General features: G+C 74.6%; 12 protein-coding genes. 5 read left to right on the top strand and 7 right to left on the bottom strand.

Features of this window, described 5'->3' with window-relative positions; translation table 11 throughout:
- Position 1: 1 nt before the first annotated feature.
- The 3 genes from ACRYM0_RS03350 to ACRYM0_RS03340 are packed head-to-tail and all read right to left on the bottom strand — an operon-like array spanning position 2 to position 3,212.
- Positions 2 to 949, bottom strand: coding sequence for a carbohydrate ABC transporter permease (locus tag ACRYM0_RS03350; RefSeq protein WP_432502129.1), 948 nt, complete (start codon positions 947 to 949; stop codon positions 2 to 4).
- Positions 946 to 1,899 (bottom strand): carbohydrate ABC transporter permease, encoded by a 954-nt coding sequence (locus ACRYM0_RS03345; RefSeq protein ID WP_432502127.1) that lies wholly within the window; start codon positions 1,897 to 1,899, stop codon positions 946 to 948. Before ACRYM0_RS03345 ends, ACRYM0_RS03350 begins: the two co-directional genes overlap by 4 nt.
- Complete coding sequence (locus tag ACRYM0_RS03340; RefSeq protein WP_432502125.1) at positions 1,896 to 3,212, bottom strand: extracellular solute-binding protein; 1,317 nt, start codon at positions 3,210 to 3,212, stop codon at positions 1,896 to 1,898. The genes ACRYM0_RS03345 and ACRYM0_RS03340 overlap by 4 nt, the downstream gene beginning before the upstream one ends.
- Positions 3,213 to 3,399: 187 nt before the next feature.
- Between ACRYM0_RS03340 and ACRYM0_RS03335 the strand changes: the two genes are divergently transcribed.
- Both ACRYM0_RS03335 and ACRYM0_RS03330 read left to right on the top strand, forming a co-directional pair.
- Positions 3,400 to 4,389 (top strand): acetylxylan esterase, encoded by a 990-nt coding sequence (locus tag ACRYM0_RS03335; protein ID WP_432502123.1) that lies wholly within the window; start codon positions 3,400 to 3,402, stop codon positions 4,387 to 4,389.
- A gap of 75 nt (positions 4,390 to 4,464) precedes the next feature.
- The gene (locus ACRYM0_RS03330; protein ID WP_432502121.1) at positions 4,465 to 5,118 is read left to right on the top strand and encodes an HD domain-containing protein; all 654 of its coding nucleotides are present in this window, start codon (positions 4,465 to 4,467) and stop codon (positions 5,116 to 5,118) included.
- A 32-nt stretch (positions 5,119 to 5,150) separates the two neighbouring features.
- Here the strand turns inward: ACRYM0_RS03330 and ACRYM0_RS03325 are convergent, their stop codons facing one another.
- From ACRYM0_RS03325 to ACRYM0_RS03310, 4 genes are all read right to left on the bottom strand, one after another.
- The gene (locus tag ACRYM0_RS03325) at positions 5,151 to 6,035 is read right to left on the bottom strand and encodes an alpha/beta hydrolase (RefSeq protein WP_432502118.1); all 885 of its coding nucleotides are present in this window, start codon (positions 6,033 to 6,035) and stop codon (positions 5,151 to 5,153) included.
- Positions 6,032 to 7,009, bottom strand: coding sequence for a DMT family transporter (locus tag ACRYM0_RS03320; protein WP_432502115.1), 978 nt, complete (start codon positions 7,007 to 7,009; stop codon positions 6,032 to 6,034). The genes ACRYM0_RS03325 and ACRYM0_RS03320 overlap by 4 nt, the downstream gene beginning before the upstream one ends.
- A gap of 63 nt (positions 7,010 to 7,072) precedes the next feature.
- Positions 7,073 to 8,725, bottom strand: a complete 1,653-nt coding sequence (locus tag ACRYM0_RS03315; RefSeq protein WP_432502112.1) for a RecQ family ATP-dependent DNA helicase — start codon at positions 8,723 to 8,725, stop codon at positions 7,073 to 7,075.
- A gap of 199 nt (positions 8,726 to 8,924) precedes the next feature.
- A complete protein-coding gene (locus ACRYM0_RS03310) occupies positions 8,925 to 9,818 on the bottom strand; it encodes an SDR family oxidoreductase (RefSeq protein ID WP_432502110.1) in 894 nt (297 codons plus the stop codon).
- A 97-nt stretch (positions 9,819 to 9,915) separates the two neighbouring features.
- On the opposite strand from ACRYM0_RS03310, the gene ACRYM0_RS03305 reads away from it, so the two are divergent.
- From ACRYM0_RS03305 to ACRYM0_RS03295, 3 genes are all read left to right on the top strand, one after another.
- Positions 9,916 to 10,980 carry a spore photoproduct lyase family protein gene (locus ACRYM0_RS03305; RefSeq protein ID WP_432502108.1) on the top strand — a complete coding sequence of 355 codons (1,065 nt, stop codon included), beginning with the start codon at positions 9,916 to 9,918 and terminating at the stop codon, positions 10,978 to 10,980.
- 17 nt (positions 10,981 to 10,997) lie between these two features.
- Positions 10,998 to 11,348 (top strand): DUF3140 domain-containing protein, encoded by a 351-nt coding sequence (locus ACRYM0_RS03300; RefSeq protein ID WP_432502107.1) that lies wholly within the window; start codon positions 10,998 to 11,000, stop codon positions 11,346 to 11,348.
- A gap of 129 nt (positions 11,349 to 11,477) precedes the next feature.
- Positions 11,478 to 11,936, top strand: a complete 459-nt coding sequence (locus ACRYM0_RS03295; RefSeq protein ID WP_432502105.1) for an SRPBCC family protein — start codon at positions 11,478 to 11,480, stop codon at positions 11,934 to 11,936.
- The last annotated feature ends 367 nt before the right edge of the window (positions 11,937 to 12,303 follow it).

The following is a 12,303-nucleotide window of genomic DNA, read 5'->3' as shown; positions in this document are numbered from 1 at the left end:
GTCAGAACCGCACGCCGCCGGCCGTGAGGCCGGAGCGCCAGTACCGCTGCAGGGCGATGAACACGCCGATGACGGGAACCACGGACACCAGGGAGCCGACCACCACGAGGACCTGCAGGCCGGGGATGGTGATGGACGCCTGGCTCCAGCCGGTCAGGCCGACCGTGAGCGGCATCAGCTCGGCGTCGGTGAGGACCATCAGCGGCAGCAGGTAGTTGTTCCAGCTGCCCAGGAACGCGAACAGCAGGACCGTCACCAGCCCGGTCGTCATCAGCCGCAGGCCGATGGACACGAAGATGCGCAGCTCCCCGGCGCCGTCCAACCGGGCGGCCTCCAGCAGCTCCCCGGGGATCGAGGACCGGGCGAACACGGTGCACAGCAGGACCCCGAACGGGTACACCATCGACGGCAGCAGCACGCCCGCGTAGGTGTTGTTCAGGCCGAGCTCCACGACGAGCAGGTACGTCGGCTGCGCCAGGACGGTGCCGGGCACCAGCATGCTCGCCAGCACCGCCCCCAGCAGCACCTTGCGGCCGCGGAACTCGAACATGGCCAGCGCGTACCCGCACGCGGCGCACACCAGGACGGTCAGCACGGACCCGACGACCGAGTACACGACGGTGTTCAGGACCCAGCGCCAGAAGATGCCGTCGTCGTAGGTGGACAGCTCGCGCAGGTTCTGCAGCAGCTGCGGGTCCGCGAACGAGAAGCCGGGGGTGGTGAACAGCGAGGTGCTGGACTTGGTGGCGGCCACGACCATCCACCACACCGGCATCAGGAAGTACACCGTCGCCAGGGCGACGGCGCCGGTGGCCAGGACCCGCACGGCGGTGGAGTGCCGCTCCCCCGCGCTGGTGGCCGCGCGGCGGCGGGTGCGACCGGTGGCGGCGGGGGCGGGCGCCGGCGCTCCGGGCGTCGCCCCCGGCCCGGTGCGGGTGCTGGTGCTCACGCCAGTGCTCCGTTCCTGCGGTTCGAGATGCGCAGCACCACCAGCGACAGCACGAGCGTGGACACGCCCAGCAGCACGGCCATGGCCGCGGCGAGGTGCGGGTCCTGCGCCTCCGTGGAGGTCGTGTAGATCGCCATGTTGGGCGTGTAGTCGCTGGTGATGTTCGAGGTGATGGTGCGCAGCACGTTGGGTTCGCTGAACAGCTGCAGCGTGCCGATGACCGAGGACAGCGTGGTGAGCAGCAGGGCGGGCAGGATCATCGGCAGCTTGATGCTCAGCGCGACCCGCACCTCGCTCGCCCCGTCCACCCGGGCCGCCTCGCCCACCTCGGCGGGCACCGACTGCAGCGCGGCGTAGAGGATGACGACGTTGATGCCGGTGTTGGACCACAGCGCGATGTTCGCCAGCGACCACAGCACCGTCCCGGGGGCGAGCAGGTCCACGTCCACGCCCAGCGAGGTCAGCCCGCCCACGATCGGGCTGACGCCCGGCTGGTACAGGAACCCCCACAGCAGGGCCGCGATGACGCCGGGAACGGCGTACGGCACGAACACCGCGGCCTGGAAGAACCGCCCGAAGCGCACCGCCGCGGAGTCGAAGAGCAGGGCCAGCACGAGCGCCAGGACCAGCATGACCGGGACCTGCACGGCCCCGTACAGCAGGACGCGGGCGAACCCGGAGGTGAACCCCGTGTCGGTCAGCGCCGTCACGTAGTTGCCCAGCCCGGCGAACTCGCGCTGGCGGGTGCCGCCGAAGCCCAGCCCACCGGCGGCGCGCTGCCGGAACACGCTCTGCCACAGCGCCAGCACGATGGGGGCGACGAGGAACACCAGGAACAGCACCACGAACGGCGCGGCGAACGCGTACGGGGCCACGTGCCGGCCGCCGGTGCGGCGCGCCGCGGGCCGCCGGCCCGCAGCGCGCCGAGCCGGCAGGGGCACGACGCTCACGACGGGTCGACCACGTCGAGGCCCATGCCGGTGAGCCGTTCCGTGGCGGCGGCGTCGGCGTCGGCGAGCACCTGCGCGAAGGTGGTGGACCCGTTGGCGACCGCGCCGAACCCGTCGGTGATGTCGGCGTCGACCTGGCCGTTGGCGGGGCCGTCGGTCCAGGTCGGCGGGACGACCTCGGCGGCCTGGCGGAACACGTCGTAGATGCGCTGCCCGCCGAAGTACGGCAGCTCCTCGGCCAGCGCCTCGGACTCGAAGCCGACCAGGGCGGTGGGGAAGATGCCGCCGACGGAGATGAGCTGCTCGACCTGCTCGGGGTCGCTGTTGATCCAGGTGAGGAACTCCGCGGCACCCTCCAGGTCGTCGGCGCCGGCGAGCACCACGTCGGCCGCGCCGCCGGAGTCCCCGGCGACCGGGGTGCCGTCGTAGGTGGGCTGCGGCGCGACGCGCCACAGGCCCGCCTGCTCGGCGACGTTCTCCTGCAGCTGCACCGGGAACCAGGCGGCGTAGGTGATGGTGGCGATCTCCCCGGCGTTGACCGACGCCCAGTACTCCGGCGTCCACATCTGGGTGGTCTTCACCAGACCGGCGTCCACCAGCCGCTGCCAGCGCTCGGCGACCCGGCGGCTCTCGGGGCTGTCGACCTGGACGCTCCAGGCCTCGCCCTCGATGTCGAAGTAGGTGCCGCCCGCCTGGGAGACGTCCTGCGTCCACTGGCCGATCTCGCTGGGCGAGAACCCGGCGATGTAGACGTTCGGGTCCGCTGCGTGCAGCGCCGCGGCGGCCTGCTCGTACTCGTCCCAGGTGGTGGGCACGGCGATGCCGTGCTTCTCGAAGAGGTCCGTGCGGTACATCATCGCGGTGGGCCCGCTGCCCTGCGGGACGCCGTACACCTCACCGGCCAGCGTCACCGACTGCCACGAGGACGGGGTGTAGAGGTCCTCGGTGTCGGCGACGAACTCGGTGATGGGCTGCACCCGGTCGTTGATGACGTAGTCGGGCAGGTCGTGCGTGGACAGCTGGACGATGTCGGGGCCGGCGCCGGCGTCCACGGCGGCCTCCACCTTCTTGCCGTCGTCGCCGGTCATGCGGTGGAACTCCACCGGGTCGTCGGGGTTCTCGGCGTTCCACTGCGCGACCTGCTCCTCCAGGCCGGGGACCCACCCCCAGAACTGGATGGGGTCGTCGCCGCCGCCGGCCGCGGCGTCACCGCCACCGCCGCCGCAGGCGGCCAGCAGGCCGGCGGTGCACAGCAGGGCCGCGGCCCGGCCCGCGCGGGGCGCGGCGGGGTTGGTCCGGGTGGTCCACACCATCGTGTCTCCTCTGCGCGCACCACCGCGTCGGGGTGCGGCCTCGACGTCTCGCGGCGGAGGTCCGCCGTCGGTGACCGGTGGGAGGAGGATGCCCCCGGACGCTGACATGCGTCAAGATGTCATCTGATGAATCCGTCACCACCGGGACGATGCCGCCCCGGTGGTCACCCGCCGGAGGAGACCCGACGTGCCCCTGTCCGAGATGACCCAGGCCGACCTCGAGGCCTACGAACCGCGCTTCACCCCGCCTCCCGGGCTGCGCGGGTTCTGGGACCGCACCCTCGCGGCGGCCCGCGCGCTGCCCCTGGACCTGGAGCTCACCGAGACCCCAACTCATCTGACGACCTTGGCGCACTGGGACGTCTCGTTCGCCGGCTACGGCGGCGACCGGGTCCGCGCCTGGCTGGTGCGGCCGGCCGGCGCGGACGGCCCCCTGCCGGTCGTCGTGGAGTTCGTCGGCTACGGCGGCGGGCGCGGCCTGCCGGAGGAACGGCTCACCTGGGCCAGCGCGGGGTACGCCCACCTGGTGGTGGACACCCGCGGGCAGGGTTCGGTCTGGGGTGGCGGCGGGCACACCCCCGACCCGCACGGCTCCGGTCCCGCCACCCCCGGGTTCACCACCCGCGGCATCCTCGACCCCGAGGAGTACTACTACCGGCGCGTCTACACCGACGCCGCGCGCGCCGTGGACGCCGCCCGCGCCCTGCCGGGCGTGCTGCCGCACGCCGTGGCGGTCGCCGGCGCCAGCCAGGGCGGCGCCATCGCCCTGGCGGCCGGTTCCCTCGTGCCCGACGTGCTCGCGGTGCTCCCCGACGTGCCGTTCATGAGCCACGTGCGCCGCGCCGTGGAGGTCTGCGGGCTGGACCCCTACCTGGAGATCACCCGCTACCTGTCGGTGCACCGCGACCAGGCCGAGCGGGCCCTGGAGACCCTGGACCACTTCGACGTCGCCCACCTGGCCCCGTGGGCGAGCGCCCCCGCGCTGTTCTCCGTGGCGCTCATGGACCGGGTGTGCCCGCCGTCCACCGTGTACGCCGCGCACCGCGCCTACGGCGGCCCGGCCGAGCTGGCGGTCTACCCGTTCAACGACCACGAGGGCGGGCAGGTGCACCACTGGCGGCGCCAGCTGGAGTGGCTGGGCGCGCGGGTGCGCGGAACGGGTGGCACCTCCGGGTGACGTGCGCGCGCGAGCGGGTGGACCGGGACCACCGGTCCTGGGCCCGCACAGCCGCACCCCGTACGGTTCCCGGCCATGAGTGGAAACGACACGCTCACCACCTCCGCCCGCGCGCGATGGGAGCGACTGCTGGAAGAGCTCGACGGCGACGAGCTCGTCACCGCTGCGGCACGGCTGGCCGAGGAGCTGCTCGGGGACCTGCACCCGCGCTGGGAGCACACCCGGGCCGTGGCCGCGCGCGCGGTCGCCGGGACCCCCGCCGTGCCCGCGCAGGAGCGCGCCACCCTGGTGGCGGCGGCGTGGCTGCACGACATCGGCTACGCCGCGCCGCTGCGCCGCTGCGGCTTCCACCCCGTCGACGGCGGTGACCACCTGCGCCGGCAGAGCTGGCCGCCGCTGGTCGCCTCGCTCGTCGCCCACCACTCCGGCGCGCGCTTCGTCGCCGAGGTCCGCGGCCTCGGCCACCTGCTCGCCCCCCACGACGACCCCCGCGCCGTCGAGGGCCCGCTCGCGGACGCCCTCACCTGGGCCGACCAGACCGTCTCGGCGACCGGTGAGGTCGTCGACGTGGAGGAGCGGCTGGCGGACGTGCTGCGCCGGCACGGGCCGGACAGCCCCAACGCGCGCGCGCACCACCGGCGCGGCCCCTACGTGCGCGGCGCCGTGCGCCGCACCGAGGAACGGCTGCACCGGGTGCGGACCGGGCACGTGCCCGGTCCGCGCGACTGACGGGCCGCGGGGCCGCGCGGGCGCGGGCGGCGTCAGCGCAGGTGCGCGCGCAGCCAGTCTGTGGCCGCCGCGTCGACGCGCGCGGCGTGCGGGGTCTGCGGGGCCGCCTCCAGGCCGGGCTCGGCGGCCAGGGCGTGCCCCATGCCGGGCACGACCTCCAGGCGCACCCGCCCGGGGTCGCCGTACTCCGCGCCCAGCGCCTCGTGCAGCGCCGCCGCCGGCCGGCGGAACGCCTCCTCGTCGTCGTCCTCGCCGACGACGAGGAGGACCGGCGGACGCCCGGCGGCGGTGAACCCCGCCACCCGGGCCACGGCGTCCAGCCGGCCGGCGACCGCGTCCGCGGCGGGCGACCAGGCGTACTCGGTGCCGTAGCGCAGCGCGAACGACTCGACCAGCGGGCGCAGCTGCAGCAGCGGGCTGACGAGCACGGCCGCGGCGGCACCGAGGCCGGCCTCCAGCAGCACCAGGAACGCCACCGCCGCGCCCATGGACCCGCCCACCAGGGCCAGCGGGCCGTCGGGGCAGCCCAGGTCGGCGCGCACCTGCGCGAGCACGGCCGGGGCCTCCGCCACCGCCTGCTGCGCGATCGGCCCGTACAGCTCGAGCACCGCGTCGGACTGCGCGCGCGCCATCAGCTCCTCCGGGCCCCCGGCCGGCAGGCGCGACCCCGTCATCGGCAGTTCGAGGTGCACCCGCCAGGCGTCCACGCCCGCCAGCGGCAGGGCCGCCGCGAACGCCTCGGGCGTGCGGGGCGCGTCCATGAGGTGCCACGCCAGCACCACGGGCGTCGCCGCGGTCGGCTCCCCCGAGGGCGGCAGCGCCAGGTAGGGGACGCCGGCGGCGACACCCCGCCGGGGCCCGGGCGCGGTGGGCTCCGCGGCGGCGGGCTCGACGGTGGTGGGTGCGGGCTCGTTCACGGTGCCTCCGGGGTGTCGCGGTCGGTGGCGCCCACCCTGCCCGGTGCCACCGACACGGCGGGCCGCGCCCGCCGCGGGCCGGAGGGGGCGACGTGCACGCGGGCCCGCACCGCCGCGGCCGCGCACACCAGGACCACCGCCGCCGCCGCGAGCACGGGCGCACCGACCCGTTCGCCGAGGAACAGCGCCGACCAGGCGATCGTCAGCACGGACTGCACCAGCTGCACCTGGCTGACGCTCGTCATCGGGCCGATCGCCAGCCCCCGGTACCAGGCGAAGAACCCCAGGAACATGCTGAACACCGCGAGGTAGCCGAACGACAGCCACCCGCCGAGCCCGGCGCTTGTGCGTCCACCGGCGGCACCCACGGCCGTGAGCACCGCCGTCAGGGGCAGCGCCAGGACGAGCGCCCAGCAGATCGTCTGCCACGCACCGAGTTCCCGCGCCAGCAGACCGCCCTCGGCGTACCCGAGCGCCGCCAGCGCGACCGCCACCAGCAGCAGGAGGTCCCGGGCACCGGCACCACCGAGCCCGCCGCCGCCGAGCGCCACGAAGACGACGACCGCGACCAGGCCCGCGGCGCTCGCCACCCAGAAGCCGCGCCCGGGGCGCTCGCGGGTGCGCAGCACGGCCGCGACGGCGGTGGCCGCCGGCAGGACGCCGACGACGACGGTCCCGTGGGCGGCGGGCACGTCGCGCATGGCCGCGCTGGTGAGCAGCGGGAACCCCGCGACCACGCCGGCGACCACGAGCAGCAGGCGCGGCACCAGCCGCAGCGGTGGCCTGCGGGTCCGGGTGGCGGCCAGGACCGCCGCCGCCAGGGCACCTGCGACGACGGCGCGGCCGGCGCCGACGAACAGCGGGTCGAGGGTGCGCACGGCCACGCGGGTGAACGGCAGCGTGAAGGAGAACACCACGACGCCGACCAGGCCGAGGAGCGGCCCGGCCAGCGGGCCGGCGGCTGCGGGGGCCACGCGGGGGGTTCGAGGTAGCGGCACACGAGATGGAGGAGTAGCGCTATCCACTCTATTCATGCATCAGCGTAGCGGATCGGGTTGCAGCAGGTTCCGCTCCTCGACGAGGCCCAGCGCCAGGGTCCGGTACCCGACGCCCTCGAACAGGACGGTGACCCGGTCCTCCTCGTAGTGCATGACCTGCCCGCCGCCCCACTCCGGGTGCTCGACCGTCGAGCCGACGGGGAACGGCTCCGCAGCGGCGGCGCCGTGCTCGGCGGCGCTGCCGGTCCGGCAGGTGTCGCAGTTCCCGCAGGGGCCGGGCAGCTCCTCGCCGAAGTAGCCCAGCAGGAACCGCCGGCGGCACCCGGTGGTCTCGGCGTAGGAACGCATCATCTCCAGCCGGGAGCGCTCCACCGAGCGCTGCTGCTCGGACAGCTCCACCGCGGCCTCGGCGGCCGCGGCGGGCTTCGGGCCGTCGGGATCGGCCGCCAACCGGCCCCGCTCGTCCTCCCGGACGGCACCGGTCTCCTGCAGGAGGTTGACCACGCCCGCCAGGCGGGTCGCGGTGGTCCCCAGCTCCCGGCGCAGCTCACCGGGCTCGACCGGCTCGTCGTGGGCGCGCACCGCGGCGGCGACCTCCCGCAGCGGTTCGGGTTTGGCGACCCCGGAGGTGAAGAACGACCGCAGCCCCAGGTCCTCGGGGCGGTAGTGCAGGACGGCGCGGGCGGGCCGCCCGTCCCGGGCGGCGCGGCCGATCTCCTGGTAGTAGCTGTCCAGGGAGTCGGGGACGTGGGCGTGCACGACGGCGCGCACGTCGGGCTTGTCGATGCCCATGCCGAAGGCGTTCGTGGCGACCACCACGTCGAGGGTGCCGTCGACGAACCCGCGCAGCACCCGGTCGCGGTCGTCCCGCTTGCGGCCGGCGTGGTAGAACTCCGCCGCCCGGCCCGCCTCGCGGAGCTCCCCGGCGATCTCCTCGGCGTCGCGGCGCCGGGCCACGTACACGACGACCGGGCCGTCAGTGGAGGTGACCGACTCCAGGACCCCGGCGTGCTGGCGGTCCGCGCGCGAGTACCGGCGCACCTGCAGGTCGATCTCCGGGCGGTCGAAACCCTCCACGAGCACCAGGGGGTCGCGCATCCGCAGGTGCTCCAGCACCTCGGAACGGACCTGCGGGCTGGCGGTCGCCGTGAGCGCCACGACCTGCGGGTGGCCGAGCCGCTCGGCCGCCGCCCCCAGCCGCAGGTACTGCGGGCGGAAGTCGTGCCCCCACGAGGAGACGCAGTGCGCCTCGTCCACCACGAACAGGCGTGGGTGCAGCCGGGCCAGCTCGTCCAGGACCTCCTCGCGGGCCAGCTGCTCGGGAGCGAGGAACACGAACCGCACGTCCCCGCTGCGCAGCGCCTCCTGCGCCTCGCGCCACGCGGACGCCGGCAGCTGGGAGTTCAGCATCACCGCCCCGCCGCGGCGCACGTCCTCGCGCAGGCCGTCCACCTGGTCGCGCTGCAGGGCGATGAGGGGGGAGACCACCACGACGGGGCCGTCGAGCAGCAGCGCCGGCACCTGGTAGATCGCCGACTTGCCCGCACCGGTGGGCATGACGGCCAGGACGTCGCGCCCGGCCAGGACCGCCTCCATCGCCTCGGCCTGGCCGGGGCGCAGCTCCTCGAAGCCGAACGCCTCCCGCGCGGTACCCAGCAGGTCGGTGCCCGCCTCGGACCCTCGTCGTGCCACGAACCCTCCACGTCGCGGCGGCGTGGACCGCCACCGCAGCCTCGAGGCCCTCACCGGCCGCGTGGCTGGACCCGGGGGCCGTTCACGGTGACCGGCCCGTGGACCGGTCACCGCGGACCACCGTAGGCACCGCCCGGGCGCCTCGCCCGTCGATCTTGCCGCGGGCCCCGACCGCGGTGCCCCCGCGGTCGCGCGGAGCTCAGGGGGTCGGCATGCCGCCGTTCACGTTGAGGACCTCGCCCAGCACGTAGCTGGACTCCGGGGAGGCCAGGAACACGTACGCGGGGGCCAGCTCGGCCGGCTGGGCGGCGCGGCCCAGCGGCGTCGACTGCCCGAACTCCGGCATCGCCTCGTCCGGCTGACCACCGGCGACCTGCAGCGGCGTCCACACCGGCCCGGGCGCCACCACGTTGACGCGGATCCCCTTCGGCGCCAGCTGCTGCGCCAGCGCCTTGGACATGGCGATGATCCCGGACTTGGTGGTGGCGTAGTCCACCAGGTTCGGGGAGGGCTGGTAGCCCTGCACGGAGGAGGTGTTGACGATCGTCGAGCCCGGCGGCAGGTGCGGCACGGCCTCCTGCACGATCCAGAAGAGCGCGTTCAGGTTCGTGCGCACCGTCTCGTCGAACTGCGCGGTGGTGATGTCGGCGACGTCCTCGGCGTGCTGCTGCTTGCCGGCGATGTTGGCGATGAGGTCGATGCCGCCGAGCTCGTCGACGGTCGTGCGCACCAGGCTCCGGGCGAACGCCTCGTCGGTCAGGTCGCCGGGGGCGAGCACGGCCTTGCGGCCGGCCTCGCGCACGAGCTGCGCGACCTGCTCGGCGTCCTCCTGCTCCTCGGGCAGGTAGTTGAGGACGACGTCGGCGCCCTCCCGGGCGAAGGCGATGGTCGCGGCCCGCCCGATGCCGGAGTCGGCACCGGTGACCAGGGCCCTGCGGCCGTCCAGCCGGCCGGTGCCGCGGTAGGTGGACTCGCCGTGGTCGGGCGAGGGACCCAGCTCGGCGGCCAGACCGGGACCCTCCTGCGGCTGGGGCTCGAAACCCTCGGTGCGGTACTGGTCGACGGGGTTCTGGAACGTGTACTGGTCGCTCACGCGACCCACCGTAGGCAGCGCCCCGGCGCTGTGCGCGGCGAGCCGGGCGGTCCCCGCCGGGGCGCGGCGTGTCGGTGGCGACCGGCACACTGGACCCGTGCGGGAACAGCGGCTGGTGGACGTCACGCGGATCTACGTGGAGCCCGCCGCCGCGGAACTGCCCCGCGGCCGGCAGGTCCTGGATCGCTGGCCCGACGCCACCCGCGTGGAGGTGGACAGCCACTGGAACATCCCGGAGCTGCACGGCGACGAGACGAACGTGGCGCGCTGGGTGCGGATCAAGCGCGAGGCGCTGGTGCTGGGGGTCAAGAAGTCGCTGGCGACCCGGCCCAACGGCCGCTCGGCGGACTTCATCGCGCCCTCCACCGCGAACGGCTGCGCGATGGCCTGCGCCTACTGCTACGTGCCGCGCCGCAAGGGGTACAGCAACCCCATCACGGTGTTCGCGAACATCGAGCAGATCACCGGCTACCTGAGCCGGCACGTGGCGCGCCAGGGCGTGAAGGCCGAGCCGAACCAGTGCGACCCGCACGCCTGGGTGTACGACGTCGGGGAGAACAGCGACTGCTCGGTGGACGCGGAGGTCTCCGCCAACGTCGACGACCTCATCGCCCTGTTCCGCGGCCTGCCCACGGCCAAGGCCTCCTTCGCCACCAAGAACGTCAACCGGCGCCTGCTGGACCTGGACCCGGGCGGCCGCACCCGGGTGCGTTTCTCCCTGATGCCCGAAGAGGTCGCCAAGGTGCTGGACGTGCGCACCAGCCCGGTCGCCGAACGGCTCGCCGCGCTGGACGACTTCGTCGCCGCCGGGTACGAGGTGCACGTCAACTTCTCCCCCGTGGTCGTCACCGAAGGCTGGCTGCCGCAGTGGGCGCGGTTGCTCGACGCGCTCGGCGAGGCCACGAACGAGGCCACCAAGCGGCAGCTCGCCGCGGAGGTCATCTTCCTGACCCACAACGAACGGTTGCACCAGGTCAACCTGGGCTGGCACCCGAAGGCGGAGGACCTGCTGTGGCAGCCCGCGTTGCAGGAACACAAACGTTCCGAGGGCGGCGCCGTCAACGTGCGGTACCGCAGCGGCGAGAAGGGCCGTTACGTCCGGCAGCTGCTCGACCTCATCGCCGAGCGGGCCCCCTACCTCGACGTGCGCTACGCCTTCTGACCGGCCACGCTGGCGGCATGGCGAAGCAGGAGCTGAGCGACGACGAACGCCGGCAGGTCCGCCGCGACTTCGCCGAGGCGGTCAACATGACGCCGAAGGAGCTGGAGGACTGGCTGGGCACCGAGGAGTCGCGCTCGGCGGGCCAGAGCGACGGCGACGGCGAGTCCGTGGGGCACGCCTCCGGCCGGCGCATCGTCGAGATCCTGCGCGCGAAGCAGTCCGACCTGGACGACGACGACCACGCGCACATGAAGAAGGTCGTCGGTTACGTGCACCGGCACTCCGCGCAGCGCCCGCAGGGGGACGTCACCGGCACCAAGTGGCGGTACTCCCTGATGAACTGGGGGAACGACCCCCTCAAGGACTGACCCGCCGGTCTGCGCGGGGCGGGCCACGCTTCGAGGTGCAGGCCGGCGCTCCCGCGGGCACAGTGGGATCAGCACGCCGTCAGGACGACGAGCGGCTCCCGGACCACGAGCCGCAGGAGGAGTTCCAGAATGAGCAGCGTCACCGAGAGCATCGACGTCGACGTCCCCGTCCACACCGCGTACAACCAGTGGACGCAGTTCGAGTCGTTCCCGCAGTTCATGAGCGGTGTCGAGTCGATCACGCAGGTCACCGAGACCCGCAACCACTGGAAGACGAAGGTCGCCGGGGTCGAGCGCGAGTTCGACACCGAGATCACGGAGCAGCACCCCGACGAGCGGGTGGCGTGGAAGAGCGTGGACGGCAAGGACCACGCCGGCGTCGTGACCTTCCACCGCCTCGCCGACGACAAGACCAAGGTCACCGTCCAGATGGACTGGGAGACCGAGGGCCTCGTCGAGAAGGTCGGCGCCGCGGTCGGCGCCGACGACCGCCAGATCAAGGCGGACCTCAAGCGCTTCAAGGAGTTCATCGAGTCGCGCGGCGCCGAGACCGGCGCCTGGCGCGGGGACGTCACCCCGCCCAAGTGACGCGCTGACGAAGACCCCGGACGCCCGGGACCCCGCGAGGGTCCCGGGCTTCCTCGCGTCCGCCCCGCGCTCCCCACCCCACCCCCACCTCCCGTCCCCGCAGTGGGGGGGGGGGGGGGGGGGGGGGGGGGGGGGGGGGGGGGGGGGGGGGGGGGGGGGGGGGGGGGGGGGGGGGGGGGGGGGGGGGGGGGGGGGGGGGGGGGGGGGGGGGGGGGGGGGGGGGGCGGGGGGCCCCCCCCCGGGCCCCCGCCCCCCCTGGGCCGGGGTGGCGGTGGCGGTGGTGGTCGTGCTGGGTGCGCTGGGGCTGGCGGCCGGCTCGCTGGTGACGGTGTCACGCTCCGGGCAGGACGAGGCGGGCCTGCCGTCC

Source organism: Kineococcus arenarius subsp. arenarius, assembly GCF_050871845.1.
Classification (GTDB): domain Bacteria; phylum Actinomycetota; class Actinomycetes; order Actinomycetales; family Kineococcaceae; genus Kineococcus.
This window is presented reverse-complemented; position numbering and strand designations above follow the sequence as displayed.

Coding starts and splice junctions, on each gene's coding strand:
- ACRYM0_RS03340 (WP_432502125.1), bottom strand. CDS start 3,212: ATGGTGTGGACCACCCGGACCAACCCCGCCGCGCCCCGCGCGGGCCGG.
- ACRYM0_RS03330 (WP_432502121.1), top strand. CDS start 4,465: ATGAGTGGAAACGACACGCTCACCACCTCCGCCCGCGCGCGATGGGAG.
- ACRYM0_RS03300 (WP_432502107.1), top strand. CDS start 10,998: ATGGCGAAGCAGGAGCTGAGCGACGACGAACGCCGGCAGGTCCGCCGC.
- ACRYM0_RS03295 (WP_432502105.1), top strand. CDS start 11,478: ATGAGCAGCGTCACCGAGAGCATCGACGTCGACGTCCCCGTCCACACC.